This window comes from Streptomyces sp. TLI_185 (assembly GCF_003814765.1).
Classification (GTDB): Bacteria; Actinomycetota; Actinomycetes; order Streptomycetales; family Streptomycetaceae; genus Streptomyces.
On sequence record NZ_RKRB01000001.1, the window covers coordinates 5,903,815 to 5,920,537 of the forward strand.

Genomic DNA, 16,723 nt, shown 5'->3' on the forward strand with positions numbered 1-16,723 from the left:
CGGGAAGCCCGGGCAGCACCTGTGCGTCAGTCGGCCAGCTGGTTCATCTTGCGGATCTGCTTGTCGAAGACCCCGGCGGGAGCGAGGCGGCGCAGTATGCGTGCGCGTCCGGCCAGAGGGCCGGCGGTGTAACGCGGCTTCGGCTTCGGGGCGGTTGCTGCCGTGACGATCGCCCGGGCGACGACGGCGGGGGCGTCGCCGCCCCGGACGGCCTCCGCCATGACGCGGTCGACGGTCTGCCGCTGCTTCGCGTACACGTGCAGGGGTGTTTCGGGCTTCGCGCTGTTGGCCTCGAAACCGGTTCTGGTGTAGGCGGGTTCGACGATGAGCGCCCGGACGCCGTGGTCACGGATCTCGTGGTCCAGAGACTCGGTGTAGCCCTCGATCGCGTGCTTGGAGGCGGCGTAGGCGGCCATGTAGGGCTGGGGCAGGAACCCGAGCACGGACGAGATGTTGATGATGCGCCCGCGTCGCTGCGCGCGCATGTGGGGCAGGACCTCGTTCACCATGCGCATGACCCCGAAGACGTTGATGTCGAAGACGGACCGGGCCTGCTCGACGGAGGTCTCCTCCGCCGCACCCATCGAGCCGACGCCGGCGTTGTTGACCAGGACGTCGATCCGCCCGAACCGCTCGCTCACCTCCTGGACCGCGGCGGTGACCGAGGTGTCGCTGACCACGTCGAGGTCGAGGAACGTCACACCGTCGAGCGGGGTGACGTGCGAGGTGTCGCGGCCCGTTCCGACGACGTCGAAACCCGCCGCCACCAGCGCGAGCGCGGTTTCCCTGCCGATGCCGGACGACGCACCCGTCACGAGTGCCACCGGCCGATCTGTCGTCATCATGGACTCCCGCGCTCACTCGAAACCGATCGGTTTCCGCTACAGTAAACCGATCGGTTTACGCGTGCAAGTGCAAGCAGGGGATGTGGCGACATGGGCAGGATCGGTGCGCAGGAGAGGCGTGAGAGTGTCATCCGCGCGGCGGTCGCCGAGTTCGCGCGCGCGGGCTACCACGGCACGTCCACGGCGGCGATCGCGCAGCGGGTCGGAGTCACGCAGCCGTATCTCTTCCGGCTCTTCCCGGACAAGAGGGCGATCTTCGTCGCCGCGCTGGTGCGGAGCACGGACGACACCCGCCTGGCTTTCGAGAGGGCGGTCGACGGAGTGGAGGGCGGCGAGCGCGCTCTTCAGGCCATGTCGAACGCTTACGCGCAGCTGATCTCGACGCGCCCCGAAACGCTCCTGATGCAGATGCAGGGATACGCCACCGTGGCGGCCGCCGAGGCGCAGGGCGATGACCTGATCGGCGAGGTCGTCCGGGCCGGCTGGATGAGGATCTGGGAAACCGTGCACCTGTCGCTGGGTGCCGATGCCGACGAGACCGCGAGCTTCTTCGCGTGCGGCATGCTCGGCAACACGCTTGCGGCCATCGGGCTTCCCTCGGGTGCCGGGAGATGAGGGAGCGTTCTGGGCGGGTGGTGCGTCAGCGCACGCCTGCCGCGTCGAGCAGGGTGGTCACCGTGGGCGCGATGAGCCCGGTGAGGTTGTCGGCCTGGATTCCCGCGCGGGCACTGGCGCCGTCGAAGACCAGACTGAGCTGACGGGCCAGCAGATCGGGATCGCCCGCCCCGCCCTGCTCGGCCTCGGCGCGGAAGAATCCGGTCAGGTCCGCCTTGACCTGATGGGCGACCCGGCTCGCGGGGTGGCTCTGGTCCTTGAGTTCGACCTGCACGGCCAGGTACCGGCAGCCGCGGAACTCGGGGGTGCCGGCCTCGGATTCCACCTGCTCGAAGACGTGCAGGATCCGCTCGCGGGGTGACCGGCCGTCGTCCGCCGCGGGCAGGAGAGTCGCCACATAGGCGGAGGTGCGCTCCTTCAGGCTTGCTGCCAGGAGTTCGTCCTTGCTCTCGAACAACTGGTACATGGAGCGCTTCGACACCCCCGCCGCCTTGCACAGGGCCTCGACCCCGATGTTGACGCCGTCCCGGTAGGTGAGGGTGGCCGCCGCCTCCAGCAACCGTTGTCTGGGGCTCAGCTTCACTTCGGTGGTCATACCGCGAGGTTAACCCGAAGTGGACGAAATGAAAACCGATCGGTTTTCAGCTGGTTCCGGGCAGTGGTTCCGGGCAGAGGCTCGGCGACGGCCCGGGGGAAGGACCGTCGCCGAGCCATGACGGTGTGCGCACTCCTCGTCCCCACGGGGCGGCACCCACCGGGGCCACTCCGAGTGATGGCCCCGTCCTGGGTGACCTGCCGCTACGCCGGGACGGCGGCCTTGTCGGGCGTCGTCTCCGCCGGGATGCGGTGCAGCCCCTTGCGGTCGTACCACCCCAGTACGCCGAAGCCGAACAGTGCGGCCGCGAGTCCGGCCGCCATCATCACCCAGCCCCGCGTCAGACCCGCGTCGCCCTGGGCGTCGTAGCAGAGGATCGAGCGGATGCCGCCGGTGATCTGCCGCAGGGGCTCGAACTCGGCGAGGAAGCGGTAGAAGGCGGGCAGTGCCGCGATGGGGGTGGTGGGCAGCGGCAGATGGGAGGCGTCCATGCCCATGATGCCGACCGCGCCGGCCATGACCAGGACGCCGTTGGCGATCCACAGAGGCTTGGCGCGCAGGACGCGGAAGGCGTGATTGCCACTCATGACGTACGTGTCTCTCGGTCGCTGGGCGCGGATCGTTTCGCCGGGGGCTGCCAGCCGCCGGTGACTTCCTTGACGGGCTTGTGGGGGAAGCGGCGCCGGGCGTACTCCTGCGCGTGTGAGCCCGGCAGGACGTACAGGTTTTCCTTCTTGTCCTGGAGCGGGCGCAGGACGGTGTCCATGAAGGTCTTGCGGTCGTCCAGGTAGGGGCCGAGGACGTCCTCGCCGGCGGGGCAGACGGCGAGGCAGTAGCCGGATTTGTAGCCGGGGGGTGAGGACAGGCTCTGCCATATGGAGGCGCTCTCGGAATCGCTGACCCGGGAGCGATAGTCGGCGGCGTCCTCGCTGTCGGCCACGGTCTGCGCCCAGTCGGTGAACCCGCTCATGAACTCGCGGTAGTTGTGCGTGGTGCAGGCCAGCGCGTCGAAGGCGCCGTCCTTGGCGATGGCGCCGACCGGGCAGGCGGCGACGCACAACTTGCAGTCGATGCAGGGGTTGTAGTCCAGCTCCCGCCCGTACTCGCTCACCTCCGCGTCCACCAGGACGGTGACCAGCAGGACGAAACTGCCGAACCTCGGGTGGATGACGTTGCGGTGCAGGCCCATCACGCCGAGCCCGGCGGCCACCGCGACCGTCTTGTGCGCCACCACCCAGATCCGCTCCTTGGGGAAGCGGTCCATTTCCTGGGGGAAGCCGACGGACGGATTGAGCGCACGGTATCCGGCGTCCTGCAGCGCCCGGGTGACCGTGCGGGCGGCGTGGTTGGCCTGCTCGTCGGTCCGGTGGAACTCCTGGTTGGCCACACTGCGGGCGGGGGAGCGGCAGTTGTCGCGGTTCATGCGGACCGCCATCGCGATCAGTGTGCGGGTGCCGGGCAGCGCGGACTGTACGTGCTCGCGCTCACCGGCCAGGTCGGGGTGGTCCAGGCTGACCGCGGAGGCGTCGTCCGCGCCGGCCGCCAGGCACAGCTCGCGCAGCCAGGCCGCGTCGATCACCGCCGGCGGGCTCACCGCGTCACCGGTCCTGCGCCGGGCGAGTACGGCCTGTACGGAGGGGTGGGCGGCCAGCTTCGCCGGAAGCCTGGGAGGCGGGGTCGTCCGTTGCCCCTCGGCGTTGCGCGCGGCGGTCATCCGTACTCCTGGGGATTCGGGTTCGAGACTCGCCCTCACAGCGAGAAACCGATCGGTTTTACCACCGTAAACCGATCGGTTTCCACGCGCAACCCCAAGCGGCGAGCCTCTCCGTCGGACCGTCGATCAAGTTCCTCGCAGATGCCGGCGATCGACCGCCAGGAGTCGGAGCCGCTCGTGGCGCGATGCGTCAGCGCATGTCCGCCGCATCGAGCAGGACGGCCACGGTGGGAGCGAGGAGCCCAGTCGGTGTGTCGGCCTTGATGCCCGCGCGGGCGCTGGCGCCGTCGAAGACCAGGATCAGCTGTCGGGCCAGCAGGTCCGGGTCGCTCGCCCCGCCCCGTTCGGCCTCGGCGCGGAAGAAGGCTGTCAGGTTCTCCTTGACCCGACGGGCCACCCGACTCGCGGGGTGGCCCGGGTCTTTGAGCTCGATCTGCGCGACGAGGTACCGGCAGCCCTGGAAGTCGGGTGTGCGCGCCTCTGATTCCGCCTGTTCGAAGACGTGCAGGATCCGCTCGCGCGGCGAACGGTTGTCGTCCGCCGCGGGAAGGAGCGCGGTCACATAGGCGGAGGCGCGTTCCTCCAGGCTTGCCGCCAGCAGCTCGCCTTTGCTCTCGAAGAGCTGGTACATGGAGCGCTTCGACACTCCCGCCGCCTTGCACAGCGCGTCGACGCCGATGTGGACGCCGTCTCGGTAGGTGAGCGTGGCCGCTGCCTCCAGCAGTCGCTCCCGGGAGCTTGCCTTTGCTTCGGTGGTCATATTGCGAGGTTAACTCGATTCCGAGCCATTGGAAACCGATCGGTTTACGGCGCTCGGTCTTCTCGGGTCTCGGGCTCCGTTACCGCGGGGACGCGGTGCAGCCCCTTGGGGGCGTGCCGGCACGTCACCCCGAGGCCGAAGAGTGCCGCCCTCACCGCCGTTGCGGTCTCCAGGATCGGTGTGCTCACCTTCCCTGCCGCGTGCGGCGCGCCCGGCACCGCTCGCCACGGTGGACTCAGGTTCAGTGGGCGATCACGGGTTCGCCCTCCGACGGCGCCAGAGGCGTGTTCGGTATCAGGATCGCTGCGAGCACCGCACCGACCACGAAGAACCCGGAGCCCCACGCCAGGGTGGCCGTATAGCCCTCGACCCCGGCCTGCGCCGCGGTCAGCGCGCCCGGCTTGTGCGAGGACACGTAGTCGGTCGCGGCCGATGAGGCAACAGTGGTCAGCAGCGCCGTGCTGATCGAGCCGCCCACCTGCTGGCCGGTGTTGATCAGCGCGGAGGCGACGCCTGTGTCCTCGTGGTGCACGCCTGCGGTCGCACCCTGGAACGCGGTGGTCATCACCCCTCCGAGGCCGAGACCCAGCAGGATCATGCCGGGCATGATGTGGGCGACGTAGGTGCTGTCCAGCTCGAGCCGGGTCAGCAGGGCCATGCCGGATGCGGCGACCAGGAAGCCGGCGCTGACCACGATCTTGGGGCCGACCCTGGGCAGCAGCAGGGCAGGCGCCGTGGTCGACGCGGCAACGATGCCCCCGACCATCGGCAGGAACGCCAGACCGGTCTTGATCGGCGAGTAGCCGATGCTGGCCTCCAGGTAATAGGTCAGGAACAGGAAGATCGAGAACATCCCCATGCCGATGACGAACACTGCCAGGAACGAACCACCGCGGGTCCGGTCCAGCACGAGTCGCAGCGGCAGCAGCGGATGCGCGACCCTGGCCTCCAGCCATACGAACACCGCGAGCAGCGCCACGCCGGCGATCATGGAGGTGAGGGTGACCGGGTCGGTCCAGCTGGTGGACTCGACGTGCGCGAACCCGTAGACGATGGCGAACAGCGCCGCGCTCACCACGGCGGTGCCGGGAATGTCGAGTTTGGGCCGCTCGGTGACTGCAGGCTTGGCCAGCAGCAGCACCGCACCTGCCAGCGCGACGGCCGCGAAGATGACGTTCACATACATCACCCAGCGCCATGACGCCCATTCGGTGAGCATGCCGCCGAGCAGCAGCCCGACCGCGCCGCCCGCACCGGCCAGCGCGCTGAAGATGCCGAACGCCTTCGGCCTCTCGGTCGGGTCGGTGAAGGTCACGCTGAGCAGTGAGAGTGCTGCCGGCGCGAGCAGCGCCGCGAAGAGCCCTTGAGTCACACGTGCCGTGACGAGGATGCCGAAGCTGTCGGCCGCACCGCCGAGGACCGACGCGCCCGCGAAACCGATCAGACCGGTCACGAAGGTGGTCCGTCGGCCGAGCAGGTCGCCGAGCCGGCCGCCGAGCAGCAGCAGGCTGCCGAATGCCAGGGCGTACCCCGTGATGACCCACTGCCGGCTGCCGTCGCTGAAACCGAGGTCATGCTGCGCCGCGGGCAGCGCGATGTTCACGACGGTCGCATCGAGCGTGACCATGAGCTGCGCCGTGCCCAGCACGACAAGCACCCACCAGCGCGCGGCGTGCGAGCCGCGACGGCCCGAGTCTGTTTTCCCGGAGGCGGGTGCCCCGCGGTCGTAGGTGGTACTCACTGTTCCCCTTGGTTGCTGGTCATCGGCCGACCACGGGTCGGAAACCGATCTGTTTCCGCTTAGGTAAACAGATCGGTTTCCATGGTGCAAGTGGAGGGGGCGCTTGCGGCCCGGGGGTGCGTGTTGGGCTGCGTGTTGGGCTTGCGCCTGGAAACCGATCGGTTTACCGTAGTGGAAACCGATCGGTTTTCTCGTTGTGTGGCGGCCGTCATGGTCCTCGTCGGCGACCTGGTCGGCCTCTACGCCCAGCTGGCCAAGTAGGCCCCTGCACACAGAGAGAGACGGCGACATGCCCACCCAGGACTCACGCCCCACGATTCACATTCCGGGGACCACCAGCCACATCCTCGCCCCCCGTGCAGGCCGCGGCCGCGAGGGAACGCTGCGCTACCTCAAGGCGGGCACCGGTGCCCCCCTGGTCCTGCTGCACACCGTGCGCACGCAGGCCGAGCACTTCCGCCACCTCGTCCCGCTGATCGCGGACCACTACACCGTCTACGCCCTCGACCTGCCGGGCATGGGCTACTCCGAGATCGTCCCCGGGGCGTCCTACGACGAGCCGGCCATGCGTGCCGGCGTCGAGCGGCTCCTCACCGAACTCGACCTCCACGACGTGACGTTGGTGGGGGAGTCGATGGGGGCGGTGCTCGCCCTGACCACTGCGGCCGACTTGCCGGAACGCGTCCGTCGCGTCGTCGCGGTCAACGCGTACGACTTCCGCGGCGGGATCGCCCGCTCCAGCCTCCTCGCCCGCGTCGTGGTCAGCGGCGTCCTGATGCCCGGAGTGGGCCCGGTGATCGCCGGTGTGGAGCCCAAGCCCGCCCTCCGCGCGATCCTGCAAGGCGGACTCGGCGACAAGAGCGCACTGCAGGCGGACTACGTGGACGAACTCCTCCAGGTGGGCAGGCGCCCCGGCTACCCGACCGTCGCCCGAGCCGTGTACCAGGCCCTGCCGAGCCTCATCGCGGCCCGCTCGCGCTACCCCGAGGTCAAGGCGCCCATCCACTTCGTCTACGGCGAGAAGGACTGGTCCCGTCCCTCCGACCGGGAGGCCAACAAGCAACTGCTGCCGGCCGCCGACTTCACGCAGGTCCCGAAGGCCGGCCACTTCATCGCTCTGGAACGGCCCGACGTCCTGGCCGGCCTGTTGAACGCGGCGGCGGCCTGACCGTCGCGAGAGTGCCGGGGCCAGCCCCGTTCGGTTGCAGTGCGTCACGGGGACCAGGCAGAACCAGTTACTTCAAATGAACAAAGGGCTGTTCCGCAACGGCCAGCTTGACGGGCCGATGGCATGATCTCGGCGTGAACAGCGAACATGCCCAGCCCGGTTCCGCGAAGTACGTCCTCTTTGATGTCGACGGGACGTTGATCGACGCGGTGGCCAACCAGCGCCAAGTCTGGGAGACATGGGCGGCGCGCTACGGACTCGATCCTGTCGCGGTCTACCAAGTGGCGCTGCGAACGCGGCCTATGGAGACCTTCGCGGCGGTGGCCCCGGAGCAAGACCCGCGGGAGTGTCTGGCCGCGTTGCATGAACTTGAGGACGAGGATGTCCGGTCCGGTGTCTATGCCGCTTTCGACGGTGCATCCGAGTTGCTGCCCGGCCTGCCTTCGGGTTGCTGGGCGCTGGTGACTTCGAACTACGAGCACCGGGTGCGCGGGCGGTTTGCCCGGACCGGGCTACCGGTTCCGGACGTACTGGTGGATGCAACCGCAGTCGCGGAAGGCAAGCCGTCACCGGTTCCCTACCTGCTGGCCGCCGAACGACTTGGCGCCAAGCCGGAGGAATGCCTGGTCATTGAGGACGCACCATCCGGAGTCGAGTCCGGGCTGCGGGCCGGCATGACGGTGTGGGGAGTCAACGCCCCGGTCCCGGTGGACGGCGTGCACCGCCATTTCGCGAGTCTGCACGAGGCGGTGCCCGACATCCTCGCCTTCACGACGGGCCCGCACCGGGACCCCGCGGTCTGAGCGCGCCGTTGGCAGGTCCGGCGGGCACTCGTCACAGTGAAACGATCTTGACGTGGCTGGTGTGATCACGGCTGCCAGGCCGCCGTGCTGATCGCGGACGGCACTCTGGTGCCCACCCGCGACCATTCCATCGCCGAGCCGTTCAAAACCTACCGCTGTTCCACCGCCCATCAGGTCGTCATCGACGCCGACACCCGCTTGATCGTCGTGGTCGGCGGGCCCTCGGCGGCCGGCGATTACAACGTGCCCGTCCTGAAATCCGCGCTGCTCTTGAGAACGGCGGAGTCCATGGTCCAGTTCTCCGGCTGGACTCGCTCCCAGAGACTTCCCTTACCGAGTTCCCTGCCCAGTCGGTCTTCTCGGCGGAACCACTCCTCAGCGCTTCTGATCCTGTTGGGGTGAATTTCGTCGAGCAGAGCGTAGTCCCTCGTGATGATTCCGTGTTTCCACACGTTCCAGAAGCCCGTGAAGTTGTCTCGGAAGCTCATGGTGCTCTTGTCGTCGGGATCAGCGTTGTATCCGGCGGGGTGATCAGCGATCCCCCTCAGGTCCGGACTGTTCCAATACGTGTCCAGGTCGGTGTCGATGTACTGTGCCGGATGCCCGGTGACCTTCTCGAATGCCGCAGCCATATCGGTGTAGGTCATGTGCTCGATGGCGACTTCGAGGTCCATGCCGTTGGCCCGCTCCGGATGGTCGAAGAGCCAGCGGACATAGAATCCGCAGTCTTCGAGGGCCACATGCGGTACGGATCCCTCGCCGAGCGGGACTCGCCAGGTGACGACACCGTCCTCAACGCTGGGCGTCATAAGGGTGAGCGGCGAGATCACCATCTCGATGTACGGGCCTGACGTGAAGACCGCCGCTCCCATCCGGTCCCTGTTCTCCTTGTTCTGGAACAGTACCCATTCGGCCATGCGCCCCTTGCCGTCGTAGTGGCCGGTGCGGAACCGGGAATCGTAGCCCGACTTCTTGAGGGCGTAGTCGAGGTTTCCGTAGACGAAGAACTTGATTCCCTCTTCGATCGCTATCTCGTAACTGCGGATGGCCCAGTAGGTCTCGGTCTTCTCACCGGTGTTGAATCCGTCGATGTTGATGAACGCTCCGTCACAGCCGCGAAAACCCTCGCGCAGCACGTCCTCGTCGGCGAATGACCCTTCGAGGACGGAGACGTTGCCGAGCGCGAGGAGTTCCTGGGCCCGGGCGGAGGTGGCATCCCGGGTGAGGACCCGGACGGAATACTTCTTGTCGGCGACGAGAGCGCGGACGATGGGTATTCCTTGGGCCCCCGTGCCGCCTATGACGAAGATGGTGGAGGTGTCGTGAGAAGGCATGGTCTTTTACTCCAGGGTTGAATGAGGGTGGCGCAGAGCCCGCGCTGCATACAGGCGCTCGCGGTCAGACCATCGCGTGCAACAGGTCGGCCACCACCTCGGGCCTCTCCAGTGCGATGAAGTGGTCCGCTCCCGGCACCTGCGTGAAGTCGACGGCGGGAAGCAATCTCTTGTTGGCTTCCCGGTCGGAGGGGCGGGACCAGTCGTTCTCGCCGTAGACGAGGTGGACGGGGGCTTTGACCTCGGGGTAGCGCGAGCGGGCCGCGACGAGACTGGGCATGTTCCGGTACAGAGCGCGGGCGACGGCCGGGAAGCCGGGATGCCTGCCCGACTGGAGGAGCTCGTCCAGGTAGTCCTCCCGGAAAGCAGTCTTGTCGCCGACGCCGCCCCGCAGGATCCTGCGCAGGACGGGCCTGGGCTCCTGCTCGGCGATCAACTTGCCCACCCCCGGAGCGATGATCCCGCCGATCACCACGCGGGCGAGGAGGCTGGAACGGGCGATCCCGTCGCGGTAGTCGTACGGGTTCACCGAGACGACGCGCCGTACCCGCTCCGGCAGATCGGCCGCGGTGGTCAGGGCGAGCACTCCGCCCAGGGATTCCCCGAGCAAGGTCACGTCGTGGAGGTCGAGTTCGGTGAGGAGCCGTTCGACGCCCGCGCGCAGCGCCGGCTCGTCGTAGGACGCCCCGGGGACGATCTCGGAGTAGCCCATGCCCGGCAGGTCGAGGGCGTAGACGGTGTAGTGGTCCGCGCTCAGCGGGATGAGCAGGCGGAAGTGCTCGGCCTGGGTGCGCAGAGTGTGCAGCAGGACCAGGGGGGCACCGGTGCCCGCCTTGAGGTAGCGCAGCGTTCCCTCGCGGCCGCGCCCCGCGCGGGGGGCGAGGGTGTTGCTGGTGGTCCCCGGAATGTGAATCGTGGGACGCGGGTCCTGGGCGGGCATGTCGCCGTCTCTCCGTGTGCAGGGGCCTACTTGGCCAACTGGGCGTAGAGGTCGGCCAGTTCACCGGCGAGGCCCGCCTTGACCTGCCGTGAGATGTCGTCGGCGAGCACTTCGTACGCGCCGGTCTCGATGCCGTCGAGGGCGAGTGCGGCGACGTCACGGGGGTCGGACTTGGGGGCGTCGACGCCTGTCGTCAGGTCGGTGTCGACGTAGCCGACGTGCAGTCCGGTGACGGTGATGCCGCGCGGCTCAAGTTCCAGGCGCAGGGAGTTGGTCTGTGACCACAGGGCGGCCTTGGACGCGCTGTAGGAGCCGCCGAGCGCGATCCAGGAGAGCACGGAGTGCACGTTGAGGAGGTGGCCGCCGCCGTTGCGCTCGATGACCGGCACGAAGGCCCGGGTGAGAAGCAGCGGGCCGTAGAAGTTGGTCTCGAATTCGCGGCGGACGTCGTCGACCGGGGAGCCGAGGAAGGACGCGCCGACCGAGGCGCCGGCGTTGTTGATCAGCACCGTGACGTCCTGTGCCTGTGCGGCGGCCGCCGCCACGGAGGCCGGGTCGGTGACCTCCAGCGCCACCGGGACGGCGTCGGGATGCGTCACGCTGCGCGGATCACGGGCCGTGGCGTAGACCTTCCCGGCACCACGCGCGTACAGCTCCTCCACCAGCGCCTTGCCTATGCCGCGGCTGCCGCCGGTGACGAAGACGTGTGCGCCCTTCAATGCGGTCATGACTGCCTCCACAGAATGGTAAACCGATCGGTTTCAGCTAACGGTAAACCGATCGGTTTCCAGGCGCAAGCCCAAGCAGGCATGACTCCCGGGTCTCCATGGGCGCGCGCTGCCGCTGACCGGCAAGCCACCTGCAGCCGGCGGGGCCGACGAGGAGCCGGCACCGTGTACCGGCACTTCCCCACCCGGGAGGCGCTGCCGGCGGCCGTGCTGCAGACGCGCTCCGTAGAACTGGTGGCGCGCCAGGAAGAGATCGTGCGGCTCGGCGACGCCGACGAGGTGCTGGAGCAGTGGCTAGGTGCGCCGGAGGAGTACTTCAGTGCGCTCAGCGGACTGCCGGAGCCGCTCATGGTCGCGGCCAGGGCGCAGGATCCGGACAACCCGCTCACGCTCCCCTGCGAGACCGTCATCACGGCCACCGAGGAGTGCGTACAGGCCGCTCAGCGGACGGGATGCATCCGCGAGTCGAAGGGGTACGACCGATTCCTCGCGGCCATCTCCGTCGCCTGGCTCAAGGTGCCGGTGCCGTGGAGGAGGAGTCGCTGGAACCGCGTTCGCGCGCTCATCGTCGTCGGCCACCGGGAGCGGAACACCGAGGCGTAAGCCCCTGCCGGGCGATCACCGGAGCGTCCAGGGGCCTGTGGACTCCGGACGGTGTCCTGCGCCCCTATCCCACAGTCCCGTAGTGATCACAGCGTGCCGTCCTGGGAGTGGTACGTCTTTCGCCGTCCTTGTTGAGGTGCCGGGCGAGCCGGCTGAGGTTGTTGCCGATGAATCCAATGTGCCCTGGCCGCCTGACGGCCCCTCCCGGCACATGACAAAGGCGGGACCCGAAAGGCCCCGCCCGCACCAAACGAAAGCCCCAGCTCAGGGCCAGACAAGGCAATAAGGCTGATGCCCCGCCTCATGCAGCCGATGGCTGAAGTCCTGCCACTCGTGCAGCAGTTGGTACACGTTGAACGCATCCCGCGGGCCCCCGCGGTCCGGCACCGTCGACCAGATGAACGCCGCCGCGCCCACCGCCTCCTCGCCTATGCCGCGCAGCGGGTCGACGACCGTCATCGGGAGCTTGACCACCGCGTAGTCGGGGTGCAGGACGACCAGTTCCAGGGGCGGGACCTTGTGGAGGGGGACGCCTTCGATGCCCGTCAGCACCATCGCCGCCATGGTCTCCGGCTTGATCTTGGTGAACATGCCGTTCATGCCGAGCTCGTCGCCGCCGAGTTCCTCGGGGCGCATCGAGATCGGGACACGGGCCGCGGTCGCGCCGTCCGGCGCGCCGAAGTACTTGTACGTCACCCCCACCCGACCACCATTCCTGCTCCCCGCCCTGAGCGCGTCGCCCCGGCGGTCGATCCGCCGGTCGATCTGCTCGGGCTCACTCGGTGCACCCTGTCCCTGACGTGCCTCGGTAGCTTCCTCCGCCTCGCGTCGGTGCCTTCCTCGATGGGCACGTCGAGGACCCAGGTCATCAGTCCCCTCGCCCAGTCCGCCACCGCGATGCATATCTCCACCCGACTGCTTTTCTAGGACGCGTGGCCCCCGCCGCGCAACCCGATCATCGTGTCAGTGACCTCCCCCACGGCCGCCCGCCGAAACGTGCGTTGAAACACCTGTCCGCAGGATCTTCGCAGCCTCTGAACAAGCCTCCGTACACCTCGTCGTCCACCTGGCCGCGCACCCGGTCGTACATCCGTCCGTACACCTATACGTACGCCAGGGCCGTATGAGCTGTGTGTATCAGGTCCCAGTTTCGCAGATCGTGCCGGGCGGCGGCTGTCTCTCGGGTCAGCAGCAGCGCCCGCTGCCGCCCGTGCACCCTGGCCTACCCTGAGGAGGTCCCTTGCAACCGGAGCCCGAGAAGTCGGAGAAGGTCGGAGAAGTCGCAGGTCATGAGCGAACTGCCCAATTCACTGCCTTATTCATACGAAGCGCCTGTCTCGCAGGCTCTGTTCGACCGTGCCTCGGCCGTCACGCCCGGTGGTGTGAACTCCCCGGTGCGAGCGTTCCGCGCCGTGGGCGGCACGCCCCGGTTCATGGTGTCCGGTAGCGGTCCGTATCTGACCGATGCGGATGGGAGGGAGTACGTCGACCTGGTGTGTTCCTGGGGGCCCATGATCCTCGGGCACTCCCACCCGGAGGTCATCGCCGCCGTTCAGGACGCCGTCTCGCGCGGTACCTCCTTCGGTACGCCCGGTGAGGGCGAGGTCGCGCTCGCGGAGGAGATCGTCCAGAGAGTCGGGCCCGTGGACCAGGTGCGGCTCGTGTCCAGCGGGACCGAGGCCACCATGAGCGCCATCCGGCTCGCCCGCGGGTTCACCCGGCGCACCAAGGTGATCAAGTTCGCCGGGTGTTACCACGGTCACGTCGACTCGCTGCTCGCCGCCGCCGGCAGCGGCGTGGCCACCTTCGCCCTTCCCGACACGCCCGGCGTCACGGGTGCCCAGGCGGGCGACACCATCGTGCTGCCGTACAACGACCTCGAGGCCGTGCACGAGGCCTTCCACCGGCACCCCGGTGAGATCGCCTGCGTGATCACCGAGGCCTCGCCCGGGAACATGGGTGTCGTGCCGCCGCGGCCCGGGTTCAACCAGGGGCTCAAGGACGCGTGCTCCAAGAACGGCGCTCTCTTCATCTCGGATGAGGTCATGACCGGTTTTCGGACCAGTCGCGCCGGGTGGTTCGGGATCGACGGGGTCGTGCCCGACCTCATGACCTTCGGGAAGGTCATGGGGGGCGGGTTCCCTGCCGCCGCCTTCGGCGGGCGGGCCGACGTGATGGCGCATCTCGCGCCCGCCGGGCCCGTCTACCAGGCCGGCACCCTCTCCGGGAACCCGGTCGCCACCGCGGCCGGCCTCGCCCAGCTGCGCCTGCTCGACGACGCCGCCTACGACAAGGTCGACGCCGTGTCCCAGCAGATCCGGTCGCTGGTCACCGAGGCCCTGGCCAAGGAAGGCGTCGCGCACCGGCTGCAGAGCGCCTCCAACATGTTCTCCGTCTTCTTCACGGACCGGGAGGTCCGCGACTACGAGGACGCAAAGAAGCAGGAGTCCTTCCGCTTCACCGCCTTCTTCCACTCGATGCTGGCGCAGGGCGTCTATCTGCCACCCTCGTCCTTCGAGTCCTGGTTCGTGTCCACGGCCCACGACGAACAGGCCGTACAGCGCATCGCCGACGCCCTTCCGGCGGCGGCCCGAGCGGCGGCGGAGGCCACGGCAGCATGAGCGACAGCAACAGCACGGCGAGCAGCGACATCACCGTCGTCCACGTCATGCGGCACGGCGAGGTCGCCAACCCGGACGGGGTCCTGTACGGGCGGCTGCCCGGCTACCGGCTGTCCGAGCTGGGGCGGCAGATGGCCGACCGGGTCGCCGAGCACCTCGCCCCCCGCGACATCACCTACGTCTGTGCCTCCCCGCTGGAGCGGGCCCAGGAGACGGCCACCCCGATCGCCAAGGCGCACGGGCTCGACCTGGCCACCGACGAGCGGCTCATCGAGGCCGACAACGTGTTCCAGGGCAAGACCTTCGGGGTCGGGGACGGCGCGCTGAGGAAGCCGGGCAACTGGAAGCACCTCGTCAACCCGTTCAGGCCGTCGTGGGGCGAGCCGTACGTCGACATCGTCGTGCGGATGATGCAGGCGCTGGACTCCGCCAAGGACCAGGCACGGGGGCACGAGGCCGTCCTCGTCAGTCACCAGCTGCCCATCTGGATCGTGCGGTCGTACGTCGAGAAGCGGCGGCTGTGGCACGATCCGCGCAAGCGGCAGTGCACCCTGGCCTCGCTGACGTCCTTCACCTACCAGGGCGACAGGCTCGTGTCCGTCGGCTACAGCGAACCGGCCCGCGATCTCGTCCCCGCCCATCTCCTCGCGGGCGCCAAGCCGGTGAAGGGGAAGGCCAAGGCCTTCGGCGCCTGAGCGCTCCGCTGGGAAGTGCCGCGTCGGGCCGTCGAGCGTCTGCGGCTCCGTCGTGGCTTGTCACGCAGTTCCTCGCGCCCCTATAGGGCGCGCAGAGAGCCCCTTTTGGGTTCCATGACGCTCTCGTGACATTTGTTGCGAGATCACCGTGATCGTGAGGAACCTCCCCCTTCGTCATGTCCTCTGAATGGGTGACCACCACAGGACATGACGAATTGGGGTTGGAATGCGCACTCGCAGCGCTCTCACTCGCAGGGGAATGCTCGGTCTCGGCGCGGGCGCCGCGGCCGCCGTCGGGCTCTCCGGCTGCGGCACCCTCACGCCGTCAGACGGGTCGACCCATGGTTCAGGTTCCAAGGGCGGCGGATCCGGCAAGCCCTCGCACCCCGCCCGCCCCATCGGCGACGGCTCGACCTCCTTCACCGGCAAGCAGCCCCACCAGCCCGCCAAGCCCGAGCCGCTGGAGCCGGGGCAGACCCCGCCGCAGTTCGTGATCTTCTCCTGGGACGGCGCCGGCGAGGTCGGCAACGGGCTCTTCCCGCGCTTCCTCGACCTCGCCAGGCAGCACCAGGCGTCCATGACCTTCTTCCTCTCCGGGCTGTATCTGCTGCCCGAGTCGAAGAAGCGCCTCTACAACCCGCCGAACAACCGGCGCGGCGCCTCCGACATCGGCTACCTCACCGACGAGCACGTCAAGGCCACGCTGACCAACGTCCGCCGCGCCTGGCTCGAAGGGCACGAGATAGGCACCCACTTCAACGGCCACTTCTGCTCCGGCTACGGCACCGTCGGCAACTGGACGCCCGCGCAGTGGCGCAGCGAGATCCAGCAGGCCAAGGCCTTCGTGAAGGAGTGGCGGACGAACACGGGGTGGTCCGACATGCCGTCCCTGCCCTTCGACTACGAGAAGGAGCTCGTCGGCGGCCGTACGCCCTGTCTGCTCGGCCAGAACAACCTGCTGCCCACCGCCAAGTCGCTCGGCTGGCGCTACGACGCCTCCTCGCCCGGCGGCCGCCAGGTCTGGCCGCAGAAGAAGCAGGGGCTGTGGGACCTGCCGCTGCAGCAGATCCCGTTCCCCGGGCGCAGCTTCGAGGTCCTGTCGATGGACTACAACATGCTCGCCAACCAGTCGGTCAACTCGACCAACGCGCCCGCCTCCAACTACCCGGCCTGGCGCACCCAGGCCTCGAAGGCCTACATAGCAGGCTTCCAGCGGGCATACGAGACAAACCGTGCACCCTTCTTCGTAGGCAACCACTTCGAGCACTGGAACGGCGGCATCTACATGGACGCCGTCGAGGAGGCGTTCAAGCACATCGCGCAGGAGAAGGAGAAGGGCGCGGACGTACGCCTCGTCTCCTTCCGGCAGTTCGTCGACTGGATGGACGTACAGAAGCCGGAGGTGCTCGCCAAGCTGCGCACCCTCGACGTCGGTCAGCAGCCGGCGGGCGGCTGGAAGACGTTCCTCAAGGAGACCCCGGCCTCCTCTGCCTCACCCACCGGACAGGCTGCCTGAAATGCGGTTGTCCCCCCCCCCCCCCCCCCGCAAGGGGGGTGCGCA

Annotated in this window: 17 protein-coding genes and 2 pseudogenes; 9 read left to right on the forward strand and 10 right to left on the reverse strand. The window is 68.4% G+C overall.

The window, feature by feature from the left end:
• Window positions 1-26 precede the first annotated feature (26 nt).
• Window positions 27-842 carry an oxidoreductase gene (locus tag EDD92_RS27215; protein WP_185124140.1) on the reverse strand — a complete coding sequence of 272 codons (816 nt, stop codon included), beginning with the start codon at window positions 840-842 and terminating at the stop codon, window positions 27-29.
• 93 nt (window positions 843-935) lie between these two features.
• On the opposite strand from EDD92_RS27215, the gene EDD92_RS27220 reads away from it, so the two are divergent.
• Window positions 936-1,460, forward strand: a complete 525-nt coding sequence (locus tag EDD92_RS27220) for a TetR/AcrR family transcriptional regulator (RefSeq protein WP_185124141.1) — start codon at window positions 936-938, stop codon at window positions 1,458-1,460.
• 25 nt (window positions 1,461-1,485) lie between these two features.
• On the opposite strand, the gene EDD92_RS27225 is transcribed toward EDD92_RS27220, so the two are convergent.
• The 5 genes and pseudogenes from EDD92_RS27225 to EDD92_RS27245 all read right to left on the reverse strand — a co-directional run bounded on the left by EDD92_RS27225 (window position 1,486) and on the right by EDD92_RS27245 (window position 6,270).
• Window positions 1,486-2,055, reverse strand: coding sequence for a TetR/AcrR family transcriptional regulator (locus EDD92_RS27225; protein WP_123966820.1), 570 nt, complete (start codon window positions 2,053-2,055; stop codon window positions 1,486-1,488).
• A 203-nt stretch (window positions 2,056-2,258) separates the two neighbouring features.
• Window positions 2,259-2,585, reverse strand: a pseudogene (locus tag EDD92_RS27230) (ABC transporter); the annotation flags it as partial.
• A gap of 53 nt (window positions 2,586-2,638) precedes the next feature.
• A complete protein-coding gene (locus EDD92_RS27235) occupies window positions 2,639-3,769 on the reverse strand; it encodes a 4Fe-4S binding protein (RefSeq protein WP_123966821.1) in 1,131 nt (376 codons plus the stop codon).
• 190 nt (window positions 3,770-3,959) lie between these two features.
• The gene (locus EDD92_RS27240) at window positions 3,960-4,529 is read right to left on the reverse strand and encodes a TetR/AcrR family transcriptional regulator (RefSeq protein ID WP_123966822.1); all 570 of its coding nucleotides are present in this window, start codon (window positions 4,527-4,529) and stop codon (window positions 3,960-3,962) included.
• A gap of 241 nt (window positions 4,530-4,770) precedes the next feature.
• Window positions 4,771-6,270, reverse strand: coding sequence for an MFS transporter (locus EDD92_RS27245; RefSeq protein ID WP_123966823.1), 1,500 nt, complete (start codon window positions 6,268-6,270; stop codon window positions 4,771-4,773).
• An 81-nt stretch (window positions 6,271-6,351) separates the two neighbouring features.
• On the opposite strand from EDD92_RS27245, the gene EDD92_RS49645 reads away from it, so the two are divergent.
• From EDD92_RS49645 to EDD92_RS27260, 4 genes and pseudogenes are all read left to right on the forward strand, one after another.
• Complete coding sequence (locus tag EDD92_RS49645; RefSeq protein ID WP_148096478.1) at window positions 6,352-6,531, forward strand: hypothetical protein; 180 nt, start codon at window positions 6,352-6,354, stop codon at window positions 6,529-6,531.
• Between the two features lie 28 nt (window positions 6,532-6,559).
• Window positions 6,560-7,438 (forward strand): alpha/beta fold hydrolase, encoded by an 879-nt coding sequence (locus EDD92_RS27250; RefSeq protein WP_123966824.1) that lies wholly within the window; start codon window positions 6,560-6,562, stop codon window positions 7,436-7,438.
• A 134-nt stretch (window positions 7,439-7,572) separates the two neighbouring features.
• Entirely contained in the window at window positions 7,573-8,241 is a 669-nt protein-coding gene (locus EDD92_RS27255) for an HAD family phosphatase (protein WP_123970569.1), read from the forward strand.
• 84 nt (window positions 8,242-8,325) lie between these two features.
• A pseudogene (locus tag EDD92_RS27260) lies at window positions 8,326-8,469 on the forward strand (IS5/IS1182 family transposase); the annotation flags it as partial.
• An 8-nt stretch (window positions 8,470-8,477) separates the two neighbouring features.
• Here the strand turns inward: EDD92_RS27260 and EDD92_RS27265 are convergent.
• The 3 genes from EDD92_RS27265 to EDD92_RS27275 form a co-directional block, all read right to left on the reverse strand.
• Window positions 8,478-9,575 (reverse strand): NmrA family NAD(P)-binding protein, encoded by a 1,098-nt coding sequence (locus tag EDD92_RS27265; RefSeq protein WP_123966825.1) that lies wholly within the window; start codon window positions 9,573-9,575, stop codon window positions 8,478-8,480.
• Between the two features lie 64 nt (window positions 9,576-9,639).
• Entirely contained in the window at window positions 9,640-10,515 is an 876-nt protein-coding gene (locus EDD92_RS27270; protein WP_123966826.1) for an alpha/beta fold hydrolase, read from the reverse strand.
• A gap of 26 nt (window positions 10,516-10,541) precedes the next feature.
• Window positions 10,542-11,243 (reverse strand): SDR family oxidoreductase, encoded by a 702-nt coding sequence (locus tag EDD92_RS27275; RefSeq protein WP_123966827.1) that lies wholly within the window; start codon window positions 11,241-11,243, stop codon window positions 10,542-10,544.
• 165 nt (window positions 11,244-11,408) lie between these two features.
• Here EDD92_RS27275 and EDD92_RS27280 point away from each other — a divergent pair, with 165 nt between their 5' ends.
• On the forward strand, window positions 11,409-11,846 hold the full coding sequence (locus EDD92_RS27280; protein WP_260326777.1) for a TetR/AcrR family transcriptional regulator: 438 nt from the start codon (window positions 11,409-11,411) through the stop codon (window positions 11,844-11,846).
• Between the two features lie 264 nt (window positions 11,847-12,110).
• On the opposite strand, the gene EDD92_RS27285 is transcribed toward EDD92_RS27280, so the two are convergent.
• Window positions 12,111-12,749, reverse strand: a complete 639-nt coding sequence (locus EDD92_RS27285; protein WP_180292217.1) for a hypothetical protein — start codon at window positions 12,747-12,749, stop codon at window positions 12,111-12,113.
• A gap of 386 nt (window positions 12,750-13,135) precedes the next feature.
• Between EDD92_RS27285 and hemL the strand changes: the two genes are divergently transcribed.
• The 3 genes from hemL to EDD92_RS27305 all read left to right on the forward strand — a co-directional run bounded on the left by hemL (window position 13,136) and on the right by EDD92_RS27305 (window position 16,678).
• Window positions 13,136-14,467, forward strand: a complete 1,332-nt coding sequence (gene hemL / locus EDD92_RS27295; protein ID WP_123966828.1) for a glutamate-1-semialdehyde 2,1-aminomutase — start codon at window positions 13,136-13,138, stop codon at window positions 14,465-14,467.
• Complete coding sequence (locus EDD92_RS27300) at window positions 14,464-15,162, forward strand: histidine phosphatase family protein (RefSeq protein ID WP_123966829.1); 699 nt, start codon at window positions 14,464-14,466, stop codon at window positions 15,160-15,162. Before hemL ends, EDD92_RS27300 begins: the two co-directional genes overlap by 4 nt.
• A gap of 226 nt (window positions 15,163-15,388) precedes the next feature.
• Window positions 15,389-16,678: a hypothetical protein gene (locus tag EDD92_RS27305; protein ID WP_123966830.1), complete on the forward strand. Its 1,290-nt coding sequence runs from the start codon at window positions 15,389-15,391 to the stop codon at window positions 16,676-16,678.
• The last annotated feature ends 45 nt before the right edge of the window (window positions 16,679-16,723 follow it).

Coding starts and splice junctions, on each gene's coding strand:
- EDD92_RS49645 (WP_148096478.1), top strand. CDS start 6,352: ATGGTGCAAGTGGAGGGGGCGCTTGCGGCCCGGGGGTGCGTGTTGGGC.
- EDD92_RS27240 (WP_123966822.1), bottom strand. CDS start 4,529: ATGACCACCGAAGCAAAGGCAAGCTCCCGGGAGCGACTGCTGGAGGCA.
- hemL (WP_123966828.1), top strand. CDS start 13,136: ATGAGCGAACTGCCCAATTCACTGCCTTATTCATACGAAGCGCCTGTC.
- EDD92_RS27220 (WP_185124141.1), top strand. CDS start 936: ATGGGCAGGATCGGTGCGCAGGAGAGGCGTGAGAGTGTCATCCGCGCG.
- EDD92_RS27270 (WP_123966826.1), bottom strand. CDS start 10,515: ATGCCCGCCCAGGACCCGCGTCCCACGATTCACATTCCGGGGACCACC.
- EDD92_RS27305 (WP_123966830.1), top strand. CDS start 15,389: ATGCGCACTCGCAGCGCTCTCACTCGCAGGGGAATGCTCGGTCTCGGC.
- EDD92_RS27300 (WP_123966829.1), top strand. CDS start 14,464: ATGAGCGACAGCAACAGCACGGCGAGCAGCGACATCACCGTCGTCCAC.
- EDD92_RS27250 (WP_123966824.1), top strand. CDS start 6,560: ATGCCCACCCAGGACTCACGCCCCACGATTCACATTCCGGGGACCACC.
- EDD92_RS27235 (WP_123966821.1), bottom strand. CDS start 3,769: ATGACCGCCGCGCGCAACGCCGAGGGGCAACGGACGACCCCGCCTCCC.
- EDD92_RS27265 (WP_123966825.1), bottom strand. CDS start 9,575: ATGCCTTCTCACGACACCTCCACCATCTTCGTCATAGGCGGCACGGGG.
- EDD92_RS27225 (WP_123966820.1), bottom strand. CDS start 2,055: ATGACCACCGAAGTGAAGCTGAGCCCCAGACAACGGTTGCTGGAGGCG.
- EDD92_RS27215 (WP_185124140.1), bottom strand. CDS start 842: ATGACGACAGATCGGCCGGTGGCACTCGTGACGGGTGCGTCGTCCGGC.
- EDD92_RS27275 (WP_123966827.1), bottom strand. CDS start 11,243: ATGACCGCATTGAAGGGCGCACACGTCTTCGTCACCGGCGGCAGCCGC.
- EDD92_RS27285 (WP_180292217.1), bottom strand. CDS start 12,749: ATGCATCGCGGTGGCGGACTGGGCGAGGGGACTGATGACCTGGGTCCT.